We start from the raw sequence: 16,400 nt of genomic DNA, 5'->3' as shown, positions 1-16,400 counted from the left end.
CTTCGCCATTTCCGCATTAAATTATATCTATCATTACTTATGGCATAGCCTTTGCTTTACTTCATTTGTGGCAGACATGAATTCGACTTAATTCGAGAAGGGGCAAATATGAAGCTGGTTACCGTGGTTATCAAACCATTTAAGCTGGAGGATGTGCGTGAAGCCTTATCCTCTGTGGGTATTCAGGGGCTGACCGTAACCGAAGTAAAAGGATTTGGTCGCCAGAAGGGACACGCAGAGCTCTATCGGGGAGCTGAATACAGTGTCAATTTCTTACCTAAAGTGAAAATTGATATCGCAATTGCTGATGATCAATTGGATGAAGTGATTGACGTGATCAGTAAGGCGGCCTATACCGGCAAAATTGGTGATGGCAAAATTTTCGTTGCTGAATTGCAACGTGTTATTCGCATCCGTACCGGCGAAACCGACGAAGCAGCACTGTAATTTGCAGGCTCAAATTTAGTGAATAGGGATGGGTTGATGATGAAAAAACTTTTATCCATGTTGGGCCTGAGTTCGGTAGCGATGCTGCCTTCTTTGGCAATGGCCGCAGCACCGGCTGTAGCTGACAAAGCTGATAATGCTTTTATGATGATTTGCACCGCGCTGGTGCTGTTTATGACTGTGCCCGGTATTGCCCTGTTCTACGGCGGTCTGCTGCGTTCCAAGAACGTATTATCGATGATGACTCAGGTCATGGTGAGCTTTGCTCTGATCTGTGTGCTGTGGGTGCTCTATGGCTATAGTCTGGCTTTCGGCACCGGCAATGCATTCTTTGGTAGTTTCGATATGGCGATGCTAAAAGGTATTGGTTTGACCAGCCTGAGTGGCACTTTCTATCAATATATCCATGTGGTGTTCCAGGCTTCATTTGCCTGTATCACGGTCGCACTGGTGGTGGGATCATTCGCCGAACGTATTCGTTTCTCTGCGGTATTAATTTTTGCAGCACTGTGGTTCACCTTCTCATATTTGCCGATGGCACATATGGTATGGGGTGGTGGTTTCCTGGCAATGGATGGCGCATTGGACTTTGCCGGTGGTACTGTTGTGCATATCAACGCCGCGATTGCTGGTTTGGTGGGCGCTTACTTACTGGGTAAACGTGCTGGTTTTGGTAAAGAAGCGTTCAAACCTCATAACTTACCTATGGTGTTTACTGGTACTGCGATTCTGTATATCGGCTGGTTTGGCTTCAATGCCGGTTCAGCCAGTGCCGCGAATGAAATTGCTGCACTTGCCTTCTTGAATACGGTAGTTGCAACAGCGGGTGCTATCTTGTCTTGGGTCTTTGCTGAGTGGATTTTACGCGGCAAACCGTCGCTGCTGGGGGCATGTTCCGGTTGTATCGCAGGTTTGGTTGCGATTACGCCAGCGGCAGGTACAGTCGGGGTTGGCGGTGCATTGATTATCGGTCTGGTCGGGGGTGTTGCCGGTCTGTGGGGTGTGGTTCTGCTGAAAAAATGGCTGCGGGTAGATGATACCTGCGACGTATTCGGTGTCCACGGCGTGTGTGGGATTGTCGGTTGTATCCTGACCGGTGTCTTCACCTCGGCTTCACTGGGCGGTACAGGTTACGCCGCTGGCGTCACTATGGGCCATCAGGTAGGTGTGCAACTGTTCAGCGTCGGTGTGTGTTTGGTCTGGTCTGGTGTTGTTGCCTTCGTTGCCTTTAAAATTGCTGACCTGTTGGTTGGCCTGCGGGTACCAGAAGAACAAGAACGCGAAGGTCTGGATGTTAACAGCCACGGCGAAAATGCATACAACCAATAAGCTAGAAGTAGCAGTAAAATAAATAATAATGATGATAGCAGCAGGGGCGATATGATATCGCCCCTGTTCTATTTTTGGCAAAGGCTATCGAGGTATCATCGATGCAAACGAATGACACCTTCCTGCACGGTAGAAGCCACTAATATCCCTTCCCGGCTGTAAATCTGGCCACGGACAAAGCCCCGCGCGCCGGAAGCAGAAGTGCTTTCTACTGCATACAGCAGCCAATCGTCCAGGCGAAATGGCCGATGGAACCACATAGAATGATCTATCGTGGCAATCTGCACTCCTGGCTCCAGGAAACCAATCCCATGTGGCTGCAAGGCCGTTGGCAGGAAATTAAAATCAGAGGCATAACCCAGTAAATACTGATGAACCCTCAGGTCATCTGGCATGGCACCGTTGGCGCGGAACCAGACATAGCGATTCGGTTCTTCTACCGAGCCTTGCAATGGGTTGTGGAATTTCACCGGGCGCATTTCAATTGGCTGATGGCCGATAAACTTTTCCCGTACTTTTTCGGGGATCATATGTGCGAACTGGCGGGCAATGTCTGTTTCTGACATCAACCCTTCCGGTGGGGGAACGTCCGGCATGGTATTTTGGTGTTCGAACCCCTCTTCTTGACTCTGGAACGATGCCGTCATATAGAAGATGGGTTTACCATTCTGAATCGCACTGACCCGGCGGGCGCTGAAGCTGTTGCCATCACGTAGTGTTTCGACGTCATAGATAATGGGCTTGCTGCTGTCCCCTGGGCGCAGAAAATAGCTGTGGAAAGAATGTACTGCCCGCTCTGCCGGTACGGTTTGTTTTGCTGCATAGATAGCCTGACCCACTACCTGACCACCAAATACCTGGCGCAAGCCCAGATCTTCACTTTGGCCACGAAAGATACCTTCTTCAATTTTCTCAAGGAAGAGCAGATCGAGTAGTTTTTCTAATGCTTGACTCATGTTGTGGCCCCTGATGGTTGAGTTTATACACAGTGTGCTGAATCCGTTGGGCGCTCGTCAATATATTGCTGTGAAAGGCCTGTTCAACTGAGGAATATCGGATAAGGAATAGTCTGATAAATGCCTCAATGGGGTAAGCGTCGGCGGGAAGTAGAATATTGTGCTATAATTGGCTTGCTAGGTGGTTGAAGCCACTTATTAAACGCCGGCTGTTGTGTAGATAGCTTGCATCTTAATAATAAGAAGGAGTGCGACCTATGAAACCTTGGCAATCAATGAAATTCTGGCAGATAGCGGGTGGGGCAGCATTAGTGGTAAGTTTGGCTGGGTGTGCTCATCGAGGGGCTGATGTTCCGGTTCCCGCGCCGGCAGGTGTAACCACTGCTGCCGCACCTATTGTACAGCCTGCTGTACAGGGGACAGTGAACATCCGCGAGCGCATTGCATTACCACCTGATGCCGTAGTTACGGTTACGCTGTCGGATGCCTCATTGGCTGATGCACCATCACGGGTTATCGCCCAGAAAGCAATTCGTACTGAGGGCAAACAGGCTCCGTTTAGTTTTGCTTTGCCGTTTAACCCAGCCGACATCCAGCCAAATGCACGTATTATTGTAAGTGCAGCGATCACTCGCAATGGTCAGTTATTGTTTATCACCGATACCATTCAAGAAGTGATCAACCGTGGCGCGGGTACCCAGGCTAATCTGTTATTGGTCCCTGCAACCTCTGTTGCTATAGAAACAACCCCAGGGGGACCGGCAACAATACAGGGCGCGCCTACCATAACAGGCAGTGCGACCATCCAGTAATGTTTAACCCGCCATGAACCGGTTTTTCAGAAGCGCCAATTAATTTGGCAATAGCGCCACAGGATAGCCACTATTCTGTGGCGTTTTTATTAGCGGTATTGCCAGCGATAGCGGCGTAAATCAATTCGACCCGAAGTATCGATATCAATGCCTTCAGCCAGTAATGCCTTTTTTTGTCTAAGATAATCATCACCAATTAATGATATTTCGCCATGACGATTAATCACCCGATACCAGGGTAAGGCAGAGCCTTCCGGCAAGCGTTTGAGAACTCCACCGACTTGGCGTGCAGCTCTGGGGGAGCCAATCAGCCGCGCGATATCGCCATAAGTAGTCACCTGTCCATAGGGGATAGCGGCCACCACTTGGAAGACCCGCTGGCGGAAACTGTCGACAAACGGTAGGTCACCCGATTCTGTGGGCAAATCTGATATTGCAGATTCCCACTGATTTTGGCTCTCTGTTTTTGATGATGTCACAGCATTCTCTTTTTTATCTGCATGGGCGGATAGTGCGACGTTATAGAAATAAATAGAGCGATATAAATAGAACGAGATAAATAAATAACATCATCAATGCTTTTGGTGCCAGCAGAAAAGAGATTTAACCCAAACCTGAGGGGAAGTGGGCAAGAAACCACCGGTTAGTGCGGGTTGTCTTGCTATTTGGTGGGTCATGGTCGATAATGCCCACCGCTCCAGAGTACAAGGAGCCGTTAACGTCAATGGAGGTCCTGTTGGTTCTCCCGCAACACTAACTTGTGAACTCGGTCAGATCCGGAAGGAAGCAGCCGTAGCAGGCGAGGTGTGTGCCGGGATGTAGCTGGCAGGGCCTCCACCATTTCTGATAAGTGCATGATATCCATCATATTAAACACTTGTTTCGTGCATTGAAACGGCAGTGATACAACTTTTGTGTATCACCTAGGGCGCTAATCAATGTCACATCTTATACTTTCCCGTCATGGAATCTGGTACTACCATAGAGTCTACCTGACACCTAGAAAACGTCGTGAAATTCGAATCAGCTTTATCACAATGATATTATGCCGGTGCATAGTGTTTTTGGTGCTTCCGTATCGATAATCTGAATCCTATTCAACCCTTTTTACTTTGAAACTAGCTTGTTTTTTATTATCTGTCCGTCTTTCATGATGATAGTCAGGTTTTTTTCAGGATCTGCCAGCAGTCCGATATCAGCGAGTGGATCGCCGTTAACCAGCAATAAATCAGCTAAGGCTCCGACTTCGACAACACCAAGTTTTCCTGGATATGGATTGCGTCGATCTGATAGTGCTAACAATTTTGCATTATCAGATGTTGCCATTCTGAGCACTTCGGCGGGCGTATACCACCGTGTCATTGTAGAAAGCTGTGAGCCTTGTCGGGCTGCCAAATTTCCATCAAATAAAACATCTGTTCCGAACGCAACTTTCACCCCGTATTTTTTAGCTAAGCGATAAGCGTTATCAGTCCCGGCAAAAATCTGCGCTGCTCTGGCTTGTCCCGCGGGATCGGGCAGTTGATTTGCATTCTCGTCCGCCAAAAAAGGCTGCAGACTCCACCATGTACCTGTATCTGCCATTAATTTTGCAGTTGCATCATCTGCCAATTGACCATGCTCAATTACTTTTGCTCCAGCTTTGATAGCATTGCTAATGGCTTCAGGGGTATAAGCATGGACTGTCACATAAGTACCCCAATTAGCCGCGGCCTCGACTGCGGCGTGAATTTCATCGACGCTAAGTTGAACTGTATCTAATGGGCCATAGGGAGAAGATACGCCACCGCCTCCTGTCAACTTGATTTGGCTAGCTCCTTGCAACAATTGCTCTCTGGTGCGCTTTCGAATTTCATCGGCTGAATCAGCTATCGCAGACATGCCAATTCGTTCTGGGTAACTTAATTGATCAGGGGTAGCCGGTATTTCTGAAAGCATCCGAAAATCACCATGACCACCCGTTTGTGAAATCATTGCTCCTGATGGCCAGATGCGTGGCCCTTTGATTACGCCATTATCAATTGCGAGTTTTAAGCCAAACGCGGGTCCACCCAAATCTCGAACGCTGGTAAAACCGCGTAGAAGTGTTGACTCTGCTTCAGCACCGGCCAGCAATGTGATAAAACTTAACGGAGCGGTTGAAGCTAATGCCATGGAAGGACGAGCCATAAAAGTATGCCAGTGGGCATCGATAAGGCCCGGCATCAATGTTTGACCATTGCCAGCGATATGCACGGCATCAGTTGCTGGATTAATCGGTTGAGCAGAAATTTGAGTGATTTTATTGCCTTCAACAACCACATTCATTTTGGACGTTAAGGTTGTGCCGTCAAAGACCCGGACATCTTCGAAGATAGTCATTGGTAATTTATTTGGCGATTGAGCATAAGATAGTGAGGGTAGGAGGCTGACCATACAGGCAGCCACAAATGTTGTTTTGATTGTCTTTGACATCAGTATTTTCCTCTCGTATCTGAGAACAAGATAGCGTTGAATATTATATATATCTTATCATCTCTTTTATTTTGGCACTGTTGCAAATAGCTGCTTAGGGCAAACTGTTGATGATAGGAGGTTGGATCCATTTTTTGCCCGACTGCTGCCGTGATTATATCTGGCATGATCTCGCGGCGGTGCTTTATTTCCTTAGCGATGGATACCTATTTCTTCGTCAGCCAGGGAGACGTTGTGCTCCAAAAAATAATATCTGCGCCAAGATAATCGTCGGCAAATTGTACAAACTCATCCTTGCTAAATGGCTTACCCGTGTTGGGGTTCTTGTAGGTCAAGGTAGGCTCCTGCACTGCCATGGCAATGAGTGCTAGCCTCCACCATTTCTGATGTTATCTTCCTAGTGTGCTTACCTAAAGTGTCAACCCTTCTTGTTGAACCTCTTCTTTACGTTTTCTTATGCTATTGGTCAGATATTTTCAGCTAGACGTATTAATGAAGGGGGAAATAAGATTTTTCTCATTTATTTATTGGTTTAGGTGTCTATTTACATTTAAGATTTAGCAAAGGATTAATAATATTTTGAAATTATTAGCGCTAAGAGTGAATTTTAATAAATGAAGCGGACAAAGCACTTTGACTTAAATGCCCTTCCACTCTGCTGATAACTCACTGGATTTACCTAAATCTGATATGCAATAACGCGGGATTCAAGTTAACCTTCAATACCGTGGGCCTATCAAGACATTTATCTCAAATTAAAACACGAACGAATTGCCTGGTTCATTGAAGCCGATAACGACTATCGGCTCAACGTTGTGTGTCTTAACCAGCGTTAAGCAGACTATTTCACATGTTGCCAAACCGTAGGTGGGATTTTATCATAAAGCTTATTCATTGTGAGTTCAGCCAGGCGATGGTCTGCCGCTGAGTAAAATAATTCCAACTCATCATCGGAAAGCTCATACTTATTCTTTTCAATTACACGTTCCAATGTATCAATAGTCGTACATTTTCTTAAACGCATCAGGTAGTCAGTTTTTGTCATGGTGGTTTTTCTTCTCGATATACAAATTAATATAGGGAAACTATCCCTTAAGTTTTCATCAGGGTACAGATGTATTCTCCTGAGAAAAGTCTGAATAAACGCTCTTTGGTTTTTTGCCAGCGCCGCAATTCAGGATCATTGATTCCGTAACTACTAAACAAAGTATATGTATCGTCTAAATATTCTTCCACTAACTCTGAAAGGTCGCCGTCATCCGGGTATTTTATTTTAAAACTCATCACAAATGAAGCTATATGCTCGATCAAATCATTGAGTTGCAGATTTACGGCAGATGTTGGGTCATTTACCCACCCATGATGGCTGTCGCCAAGGGTAGCAATGCCTTCATCATACAAGTTTTCACATAGAAACTTCAACTGGGCAATGTCATGCCGTTTAGGCGAGTACTCATCCATATCATCCCCTCCGTAAAGTCTTAATTCGGTGTTGATAACACAATGTGAGTAGATAGATAATCATATAAATGTAGAAGCTTATCGTTAACGTAAATAAACTTGTCTTGATATGAATATAAATCATTTCTTCGCTCACCGCGCAACTTTATTACTTAATCTTACAATTCGTCAGCGGTTGAGGGCCTGTCATTGTTAATTATATCAAAAGTGATTCTTTCTGGATGTACAATAAATGTTACAGCACCGGTTAAGGTTTCTTCAGTATTGATATCCAAACAGGGGTTAAAGATATGCCATTGATAACAGTAAGTCATTGAATAGCAGTTATCTTCTACGTGAGAAATATCAAGAATTTCTAATGAACCCGCCGTGTACCTGGCATTTTCCGAATAATACATTAAGCCGGAAACCAAACTTCCTTCAATTTCACGGATATTATTGCTGATAACACTCTTGAGTAATGAAATCGCGTAACACCCTGAGGTGAAGTCCCCGGCTATTTCATTGTTCATTAATTGTACGCTCATGGTGGCAAGATTAATTCATTCCTGTATCGCTATTGTAACAAAAAATGCTTTGGCATTTGTTTTTCAGCAACTACGAGCATGATTTGAATCAAAAAAATCAAATTTAATGAGATTTTTTCAACTAATACTATCAGCTACATGTTGTGATGTTATTTGATGCACTTGCTTTCAATAACACGCTCTTCCTATAAAATAACGCAGTCTAAATAGGGTTCTTCATATTTAGGGTTATTACTCACGATTAATTTAACTACTCTCTATTAACCTAGAATGCTCAGCGGGTTTGGTCAAGAGCAGGGGGGGATATTACCTGTTTTCTATTGTGTAATTTATCGTTTTGCGAGCATTACCGAACAATGTTGAGGTTAGAATACCAAAACCCTGCCTGACCTCACCAGTGGAGTAACAGTAAAAATTGTTTAATTTACTGTTACTAAGCATGTTTGCGCTGTCTAGTTTGCCATTAGCGGCAAGTTTGCTTCCGTTTACTGAGGGCGGTGGGGCTAGCGTGCTAAAACTTGTTACTTTTAAAACTCGTCAATCATGATGTTTTCTTGAATTTAATAATTTTATGTGATGTTATAATGTATCACATGAAAACACATGCTCTGTTCTACTATGAATAAACACGCTTTCCTTACCTGGTTAAACCAGCCTTCCTACTGGACATTGTTCTCACTTTCGTCATTACAGCGCATCTCTGGCGTCGCCTTACTTTGCTTGCTGCTGTGGGGAGCTATTTATTGGGCGAATATATTGCCATGATAAAGTTGAGAAATATTGAGATTGGATATGATCGGCATGCACTTACCCCGCCAATTAATGGTGGTTTTGCTGCCGGGTCTCTCACGGCCATTATTGGGGCAAATGGAGCGGGTAAATCAACCCTACTTAAAACATTGGCAGATTTACAACCCGCAGTGATGGGGGAAATAACTTTTACCGGAGAAGATCGCCCTCAAATAGCCTATCTCCCACAGCAAGCTGAGTTAGATAAACAGTTCCCCATTGTCGTTCAGGATGTCGTGGCGATGGGATGCTGGCCCCAAAGTGGGCTACTAGGGGGCATTAATCATCAATCACGGCAACGAATCAAAAAGGCATTAGACACGGTCGGTATGCCGGAAATGGCGCGCCAACCCGTCGCTGAGCTTTCCGGCGGGCAGTTACAGCGGGTGCTGTTTGCCCGTCTTTTAGTGCAACAAGCACAACTGATATTACTGGATGAGCCTTTTACCGGTATTGATAGCCAGACCGTGCGGCTGTTACTCGATGTTATTCATCGGTTACACGATGAGGGGCGGACGATTATTGCTGTCTTACACGATATGTCGATGGTCGCTGAACATTTCCCCCGCGCCTTGTGGTTGACACCTCTTGGTAACTGTTGGGACTCATCTGAGCAGGTTCTGGCGCAATGGCATCACTGCCACAGCTCATCTTGCGCACTCTCTTCTCTGGCTCCTCAACCCGAACAGCAAAGGGTTATCAACTGATGACATTGTTCCATTTATTTGCTGATCCTTTTGTAGATTTTGGCTTTATGCGGCGGGCATTAGTCGCCTGTCTGGCTTTGTCACTCAGTTCAGCTCCTTTAGGGGTTTTCTTGTTATTACGGCGAATGAGCCTGGTGGGGGATGCTCTATCTCACGCGGTATTGCCGGGAGCGGCTATCGGTTACCTCATTTCAGGAATGTCACTGGTGGCAATGGGCGTGGGTGGGTTTATTGCCGGATTAGCGGTTGCTATGTTGTCCGGTTGGGTCAGCCGACGAACACTATTAAGAGAAGATGCCAGCTTTGCCGGTTTCTATCTGGGCTCGCTGGCATTGGGGGTCACGCTGGTCTCTCTACGTGGCTCGAGCATGGATCTGCTCCATGTGTTATTTGGTTCTATTTTGGCTGTTGATGTCAGTGCCATGACCATGGTCGGCGTTATCACGACGGTCTCGATGTTGGCTTTAGCGGCGATTTATCGCGCACTGGTGATTGAGTCATTCGACCCTGTCTTTCTACGGGTCAGTATGGGGCGCTGGCTGATGGTGGTCCACGCTCTGTTTTTATCGCTGGTGGTTATCAATCTGGTCGCCGGGTTTCAGATTCTTGGCACCCTGATGTCGGTAGGATTAATGATGTTGCCTGCTGCCAGTGCCCGTTTTTGGGCCAAAAATCTTCCTCATACATTAGGTATTGCCATGGCCATCGGCATGGTTGCCAGTTTTGTCGGCTTGTTGTGGTCTTATTACGCCTCGTTACCTGCCGGGCCGGCAATAGTCCTTAGCGCCAGCCTGATTTTCTTTGTATCTATTTTATTTGGAACGCGTGGTGGTGTTTTAGCAACCGCGCGCCGTTAAGAAGTACCGGTCGTTAAAGGAGAGTTAAATGAAGCGTTTACCTATTAGTTTGGCGGTAGCTGCCCTACTGTCTAGCCCATTGGCGATGGCAAAAACTGTTGAAGCTGTAGCCAGTTTTTCTATTTTAGGCGATATCGTCCAGCAGGTGGGGGGCGAGCATGTCAATGTGGTGACATTGGTCGGCCCGGATGGGGATCCCCATAGTTTTGAACCGATGCCGAAAAATAGTAAACAGTTATCTAACGCTGATGTAGTGTTTATCAGCGGGCTAGGGCTTGAAGGGTGGTTGGAGCGTTTGATCAGTGCTTCTGGCTATAAAGGGCAGGTCGTTGTCGCCTCAACCGGGATCGATACGCGTAAAATGGATGAAGAGGGAAAGAGGGTGACGGACCCCCACGCATGGAACAGCATGGCGAATGGTATCAAGTATGCCAACAACGTAATGAATGCATTGATTGTCGCCGATCCTGAGGATGCTGATTATTTCCGTAAACGTGGTGGAGAATACATTCAGCAATTGGAAAAACTGGATGCTTATGCGAAAGCTCAGTTTGCCACGATCCCGATAGATAAGCGTAAGGTCCTGACCAGCCATGATGCTTTCGGCTATTTTAGCCAAGAGTATGGGGTTAACTTCTTATCGCCCGTCGGATTCTCCACTGAGGCTGAAGCCAGTGCCAGCGATGTAGCCGCGCTAATTAAACAGATCAAACAAGAGAAAATAAAAACGTATTTTATTGAAAATCAGACTGATCCACGTTTAGTAAAACAGATTGCCGCAGCCAGTGGTGCTAAAGCTGGTGGTGAGCTTTACCCTGAAGCCTTATCCGCAACCGGTGGCCCGGCAGCAACCTATGCTGAAGCTTTTAAACACAATGTAGATACCATTGTGAACAGTATGAAGTAACTATAAACCAATAAACAAAGTGGCTAGTGCTCAGTCTTTGATTTTGGTCAGAGGCTGAGTACTTGACCTTGGTTGATAACTCTCTTCTTTAACATGAAAAAGCCCCGTTGGGCAGTAACGGGGCTTATCAATACCATCAACTGATGGGCTAAAAACCAAATCAAAATCAACGCTTCTTATGAGTCCCTCCCTGAACTGCTTTAAAACGTGGATTACTTTTACAAATAACGTATACCCGACCACGGCGACGAACGATTTTACAATCGGGATGACGGTTTTTAGCTGAACGTAATGAACTCAATACTTGCATGATTAACTCTCAGGATTAGCTGGTTTTTTTAGTCAAGAAGCGACCAAAACGTTGATTGAAGCGCGCAGTACTGCCTTCTTTGGAGAACTCTTTTTGTTTACCGGTGTAGTACGGATGTGAGGCTGAGGAGATATCCAGCGTGACATAAGGATAGGTCTGCCCATCGCGCTCAATGGTGCGTGCTGTGGCAATGGTGGAACCCACGGTGAAATAGGTATCTGCGCTGGTGTCGTGAAAAACCACTGTCCGGTAGTTAGGGTGGATGCCGGGTTTCATAAAAACTCCAATTGTTATGTTATACTATAACAATAATTATGCGCTATTCACTTTTGAGTTTCAAGTACAGAAAATAAAAAACCCGCAAACCTAAGTCTGCGGGTTTTCTTAATGATGTATTTCATCAATTGTGGTGACGTAAGGTTTACTTGGCCTTATGGTCAACCGCATGCGAGTGTTCTACATCTTCGTTTTTTCGACTAAAGCGACGGCGAACCACCACGAAGAAGACCGGAACAAAGAAGATAGCCAGTACAGTTGCGGTTACCATCCCGCCCATAACACCTGTACCTACCGCATTCTGTGCACCAGAACCTGCGCCACTACTGATAACCAGTGGCAGAACCCCTAGGATAAAGGCTAATGACGTCATCAGAATTGGTCGCAGACGCATACGTACTGCTTCCAAGGTTGATTCCACCAAACCTTTCCCTTCTTTGTCCATTAAGTCTTTAGCAAACTCAACAATCAAGATGGCGTTCTTGGCCGATAGTCCGATAGTGGTCAATAAGCCTACCTGGAAGTAAACGTCGTTATTGAGCCCACGCAGAGAGGCCGCCAGTAACGCGCCCACAACACCCAGCGGTACCACCAACATAACTGAGAATGGAATCGACCAGCTTTCATACAGCGCAGCCAGACATAAGAACACCACAATCAGTGAGATGGCATACAACGCGGGAGCCTGGTTACCTGACAGACGTTCTTGATAAGACATGCCGGTCCAGTCATAACCGATGCCGCTTGGCAATTTAGACGCCAGATCCTGCATCAGGTCCATTGCCTCACCGGTACTTTTACCCGGCGCTGCCTGACCCAGAATTTCCATGGATGGCAGACCGTTATAACGTTCAAGTCGAGGTGAGCCGTATTCCCATTTCGCGGTGGAGAAAGTATTAAACGATACCATCTGACCGGTGTTGTTACGGACATACCACTTATCGATATCACCCGGTAACATACGGAAAGGCGCATCAGCTTGTACATAAACTTTCTTCACACGACCACGGTCGATAAAGTCGTTTACGTAACTGCCGCCCATCGCTGAACCGAGCGTGGTATTGATATCGGAAATCGAAACACCAAGAGCCTGTGCTTTTTCCTGATCAACTTCCACTTTGAACTGAGGTGTATCTTCCAGTCCGTTCGGCCGCATACCGACCAGCATATCTGAGTGTTGCGCCGCCATACCGAGCAGTTGGTTACGCGCTTCAGTTAATTTCTGATGGCCGACGTTACCCTGATCAATTAACTGGAAGTCAAAGCCGGTAGCAGTACCCAACTCCACAATCGCTGGCAAGTTAAAGGCGAAGACCAAACCGTCTTTGATTTGCGAGAAGGCAGCAGATGCGCGGCCGACAATTGCTGGAACTTTGTTCTGTTCTCCCGGACGCTCATCCCAGTTTTTCAGACTGACGAATGCCAGACCCGTGTTCTGACCCTGACCACTGAAACCGAAGCCGTTAACGGTAAATACAGAGTTAACCACGTCTTTTTCTTTGTCGAGATAATAGTCAGTAACCTGATTTAGCACTTTCTGAGTACGTTCTTGCGTCGCACCCGCAGGCATTTGCACCATGGTCAGGAATACACCCTGATCTTCTTCTGGTAAGAATGATGTCGGCAAGCGTAGGAACAACACGCCCATACCAATCACTATCAGCAGATAGATCAGCAGATAACGGCCAGTGCTGCGCAAAATGTTGGCAACGCTGTCAGTGTAGTGATGGGTGCTTTTCTCGAACATGCGGTTAAACCAACCGAAGAAGCCGGTACTCGGCCCATGTTCACCTTTGGTTATAGGTTTCAGCATTGTCGCGCACAGTGCGGGTGTCAGAATCAATGCCACCAGAACCGAGAGCACCATGGCTGAAACAATGGTGATAGAGAACTGACGATAAATCGCCCCGGTTGCGCCGCCAAAGAAGGCCATCGGGATAAATACTGCCGACAGTACCATCGCGATCCCCACCAATGCGCCCTGGATTTGCTCCATAGACTTTTTGGTGGCTTCTTTCGGCGGTAGCCCTTCTTCCTGCATCACACGTTCGACGTTCTCTACCACCACGATGGCGTCATCTACCAATAGACCTATCGCCAACACCATCCCGAACATCGTTAGGGTGTTTATCGAATAGCCAAAGGCGGAGAGAATAGCGAAAGTACCCAGCAATACGACCGGTACTGCAATCGTTGGAATCAATGTTGCCCGGAAGTTCTGCAAGAACAGATACATTACCAGGAACACCAAAATGATAGCTTCAACCAGTGTTTTAACCACTTCGTTAATAGAGATTTTAACGAATGGGGTGGTGTCGTACGGATAAACCACTTTCAACCCATTCGGGAAGAAGGGTTGTAATTTTGCCAGTTCAGCTTTTACTGCAGCAGAGGTGTCCAGGGCGTTAGCACCGGTTGCCAGTTTAATACCGATACCTGCCGCAGGTTTACCATTATAACGGGCGATGATGTTATAGCTTTCAGCACCCAGTTGAACGATAGCCACATCTTTCAGGCGAACCTGCGAACCGTCAGTATTCACTTTCAGCAAGATCTGGCTGAATTCTTCTGCGTTGGTTAAACGGGTCTGCGCAATGATTGATGAGTTCAGCTCTTGACCAGGTACGGGTGGAGTCCCCCCTAACTGGCCTGCTGCGACCTGATTGTTCTGTACTTTAATGGCATTAATAACATCAACCGGTGTCAGTTTGAAATTATTCAGTTTATGCGGATCCATCCAGATACGCATTGCGTATTGGGAACCAAATAACTGAACGTCACCCACACCGGCGGTACGGCTAATTGGATCTTTAACGTTAGAACCCACATAGTCCGCGATATCTTCTTGTTTCATGGTGCCGTCTTCAGAAATAAAGCCGGCAACCATGAGGAAGCTACTACTGGACTTTTCAACGCTCACGCCCTGCTGCTGCACTTCTTGCGGCAGTAATGGCATCGCTAATTGCAGTTTGTTCTGGACCTGAACCTGAGCGATATCTGGGTCAGTGCCTGAGTTAAAGGTCAACGTCAACTGAACGTTACCGGAGGAATCACTGCTGGAAGACATATACAGCAGGTTATCGATACCGTTCATGTTCTGTTCGATAACCTGCGTAACTGTATTCTGAACAGTAGTCGCATCGGCGCCAGGATAGTTGGCGGAGATTGTAATTGCCGGTGGCGCAATGGTTGGATATTGCGCAACGGGTAATTTCATTATCGCAAGTGCACCAGCCAACATCAGAATGATGGCGAGAACCCAAGCGAAAATAGGGCGATCTATAAAGAACTTAGCCATGAATTACCGGCTCCTTTTAAGACTTCTTCGCTGTATCAGCCGGAGCTGCTTTTTGCGCCGGGTCAGTAACTTCCTGCACTTTTACCTGCACGCCCGGTCTGATTTTCTGCAAGCCGGAAACAATAAGACGATCACCTGCTTTCAATCCTTCAGTAACCAACCATTTATTACCAATGGCCTGATTAGCAACCAGCGTGCGCATTTCAACTTTGTCATCTGCGCCGACAACCATAGCAGTAGCTTCGCCACGTGGGTTACGCGTCACACCTTGTTGAGGCACCAACAGTGCATCAGGTCTGACACCTTCATCCAAACGGGCACGAACAAACATGCCAGGCAGCAGCGCCTCGTTCGGGTTAGGGAAGATGGCACGGATAGTAATTGAACCGGTCGTTTCATCGACGGTGACACCAGAGAATTCCAGAGTACCGGTTTCTGCGTATTCAGAGCCGTTTTCCAGTAACAAGCGAACCTTGGCCTTACCGTTTTCTTGCTTGAGCGTGCCATCAGCCAGCTCTTTTTTCAGGCGCAAGAATTCATCGCTTGATTGAGTCACATCGACATACATCGGATCAAGTTGCTGAACTGTGGTCATTGCCGTTGCCTGACCACTGGTCACCAATGCACCTTCAGTAACTGAAGATTTACCGGTACGCCCACTGATTGGCGACGTAACCTGAGTATATGCCAGGTTAATACGCGCTGTTTCTACCGCCGCTTTTGCTGCCAGAACACTCGCATTAGCTTGCATTGAGTCAGACATAGCCTGGTCATACTCTTGCTTACTGATGTAATTGGTACCCAGTAATGGTTTGTAGCGATTCACTGTCAGGCGGGCAATTTCAGCGGCAGCTTGTGCTTTCGCTAAATCACCTTTGGCGCTGTCATAAGCGGCCTGATATGTGGCTGGATCAATTTGATAAAGTGATGTTCCTGCGGTGACATCACTGCCTTCAACATAGTTACGTTTAAGAATGATCCCGCTAACTTGTGGGCGAACTTCTGCAACACGGAATGCGGACGTGCGGCCCGGTAGTTCGGTTGTGATATTCAGTGGTGCTGCTTTCAATGTCACAATACCAACTTCAGGTGCCTGTTGAGCATGGGCTTGCGCCGCATCTTTATCATTACATCCTATAAGTACTAAGCTGCCTGAAAGTACCAGAATTGCAGCCAGAGGCATTACCCCTCTGTTTTTGCTCATAGATAAACCTCAAGTGTCCGATTTTTAATTTAATTCAATGGATCACAAGCTTTAAAACCCATTGCT

General features: G+C 46.6%; 16 protein-coding genes and 1 other RNA gene. 7 read left to right on the top strand and 10 right to left on the bottom strand.

Annotated features, from left to right (window positions below):
* The first annotated feature begins 108 nt into the window (after positions 1–108).
* Positions 109–447, top strand: a complete 339-nt coding sequence (glnK, locus tag V2A84_RS13685; protein ID WP_002208627.1) for a P-II family nitrogen regulator — start codon at positions 109–111, stop codon at positions 445–447.
* 39 nt (positions 448–486) lie between these two features.
* Positions 487–1,776, top strand: a complete 1,290-nt coding sequence (gene amtB, locus V2A84_RS13680; RefSeq protein WP_083163833.1) for an ammonium transporter AmtB — start codon at positions 487–489, stop codon at positions 1,774–1,776.
* 95 nt (positions 1,777–1,871) lie between these two features.
* On the opposite strand, the gene tesB is transcribed toward amtB, so the two are convergent.
* Positions 1,872–2,732, bottom strand: a complete 861-nt coding sequence (tesB, locus tag V2A84_RS13675) for an acyl-CoA thioesterase II (protein ID WP_083160001.1) — start codon at positions 2,730–2,732, stop codon at positions 1,872–1,874.
* Between the two features lie 257 nt (positions 2,733–2,989).
* On the opposite strand from tesB, the gene V2A84_RS13670 reads away from it, so the two are divergent.
* Positions 2,990–3,544, top strand: coding sequence for a YbaY family lipoprotein (locus V2A84_RS13670; protein ID WP_083159999.1), 555 nt, complete (start codon positions 2,990–2,992; stop codon positions 3,542–3,544).
* 89 nt (positions 3,545–3,633) lie between these two features.
* On the opposite strand, the gene V2A84_RS13665 is transcribed toward V2A84_RS13670, so the two are convergent.
* Positions 3,634–3,978, bottom strand: coding sequence for an MGMT family protein (locus tag V2A84_RS13665; RefSeq protein ID WP_227746600.1), 345 nt, complete (start codon positions 3,976–3,978; stop codon positions 3,634–3,636).
* Positions 3,979–4,278: 300 nt separating this feature from the next.
* Between V2A84_RS13665 and ffs the strand changes: the two genes are divergently transcribed.
* An RNA gene (gene ffs, locus V2A84_RS13660) (signal recognition particle sRNA small type) lies at positions 4,279–4,375 on the top strand.
* A gap of 276 nt (positions 4,376–4,651) precedes the next feature.
* Here the strand turns inward: ffs and V2A84_RS13655 are convergent.
* From V2A84_RS13655 to V2A84_RS13640, 4 genes are all read right to left on the bottom strand, one after another.
* Positions 4,652–5,998 (bottom strand): metal-dependent hydrolase family protein, encoded by a 1,347-nt coding sequence (locus V2A84_RS13655; protein WP_083159995.1) that lies wholly within the window; start codon positions 5,996–5,998, stop codon positions 4,652–4,654.
* Between the two features lie 841 nt (positions 5,999–6,839).
* A complete protein-coding gene (ymoA, locus tag V2A84_RS13650; RefSeq protein WP_002208622.1) occupies positions 6,840–7,043 on the bottom strand; it encodes an expression modulating protein YmoA in 204 nt (67 codons plus the stop codon).
* Between the two features lie 47 nt (positions 7,044–7,090).
* Positions 7,091–7,459: an Hha toxicity modulator TomB gene (tomB, locus tag V2A84_RS13645; RefSeq protein WP_083159993.1), complete on the bottom strand. Its 369-nt coding sequence runs from the start codon at positions 7,457–7,459 to the stop codon at positions 7,091–7,093.
* 158 nt (positions 7,460–7,617) lie between these two features.
* Positions 7,618–7,971: a hypothetical protein gene (locus V2A84_RS13640; RefSeq protein ID WP_083159991.1), complete on the bottom strand. Its 354-nt coding sequence runs from the start codon at positions 7,969–7,971 to the stop codon at positions 7,618–7,620.
* Between the two features lie 776 nt (positions 7,972–8,747).
* On the opposite strand from V2A84_RS13640, the gene V2A84_RS13635 reads away from it, so the two are divergent.
* From V2A84_RS13635 to V2A84_RS13625, 3 genes are read left to right on the top strand one after another with little or no spacing between them, the layout of a single operon-like run.
* Positions 8,748–9,482 carry a metal ABC transporter ATP-binding protein gene (locus V2A84_RS13635; RefSeq protein WP_083159989.1) on the top strand — a complete coding sequence of 245 codons (735 nt, stop codon included), beginning with the start codon at positions 8,748–8,750 and terminating at the stop codon, positions 9,480–9,482.
* Complete coding sequence (locus V2A84_RS13630; RefSeq protein WP_083159987.1) at positions 9,482–10,339, top strand: metal ABC transporter permease; 858 nt, start codon at positions 9,482–9,484, stop codon at positions 10,337–10,339. Before V2A84_RS13635 ends, V2A84_RS13630 begins: the two co-directional genes overlap by 1 nt.
* A 28-nt stretch (positions 10,340–10,367) precedes the next feature.
* Positions 10,368–11,246: a metal ABC transporter substrate-binding protein gene (locus tag V2A84_RS13625; RefSeq protein WP_083159985.1), complete on the top strand. Its 879-nt coding sequence runs from the start codon at positions 10,368–10,370 to the stop codon at positions 11,244–11,246.
* 166 nt (positions 11,247–11,412) lie between these two features.
* On the opposite strand, the gene ykgO is transcribed toward V2A84_RS13625, so the two are convergent.
* The 4 genes from ykgO to acrA form a co-directional block, all read right to left on the bottom strand.
* A complete protein-coding gene (ykgO, locus tag V2A84_RS13620; RefSeq protein ID WP_002208618.1) occupies positions 11,413–11,556 on the bottom strand; it encodes a type B 50S ribosomal protein L36 in 144 nt (47 codons plus the stop codon).
* Positions 11,557–11,571: 15 nt separating this feature from the next.
* The gene (locus tag V2A84_RS13615; RefSeq protein ID WP_083159983.1) at positions 11,572–11,832 is read right to left on the bottom strand and encodes a type B 50S ribosomal protein L31; all 261 of its coding nucleotides are present in this window, start codon (positions 11,830–11,832) and stop codon (positions 11,572–11,574) included.
* A gap of 145 nt (positions 11,833–11,977) precedes the next feature.
* Positions 11,978–15,130, bottom strand: a complete 3,153-nt coding sequence (gene acrB, locus V2A84_RS13610) for an efflux RND transporter permease AcrB (RefSeq protein WP_102970455.1) — start codon at positions 15,128–15,130, stop codon at positions 11,978–11,980.
* Between the two features lie 16 nt (positions 15,131–15,146).
* Positions 15,147–16,334: an efflux RND transporter adaptor subunit AcrA gene (acrA, locus tag V2A84_RS13605; RefSeq protein WP_083159981.1), complete on the bottom strand. Its 1,188-nt coding sequence runs from the start codon at positions 16,332–16,334 to the stop codon at positions 15,147–15,149.
* Positions 16,335–16,400: the final 66 nt, after the last annotated feature.

The sequence above is a fragment of the Yersinia sp. 2553 StPb PI genome, assembly GCF_052217105.1.
GTDB classification, from domain to species: domain Bacteria; phylum Pseudomonadota; class Gammaproteobacteria; order Enterobacterales; family Enterobacteriaceae; genus Yersinia; species Yersinia enterocolitica_E.
Note: the sequence above shows the minus strand (reverse complement) of the source record. Positions and strands in the feature narration are given on the sequence as shown.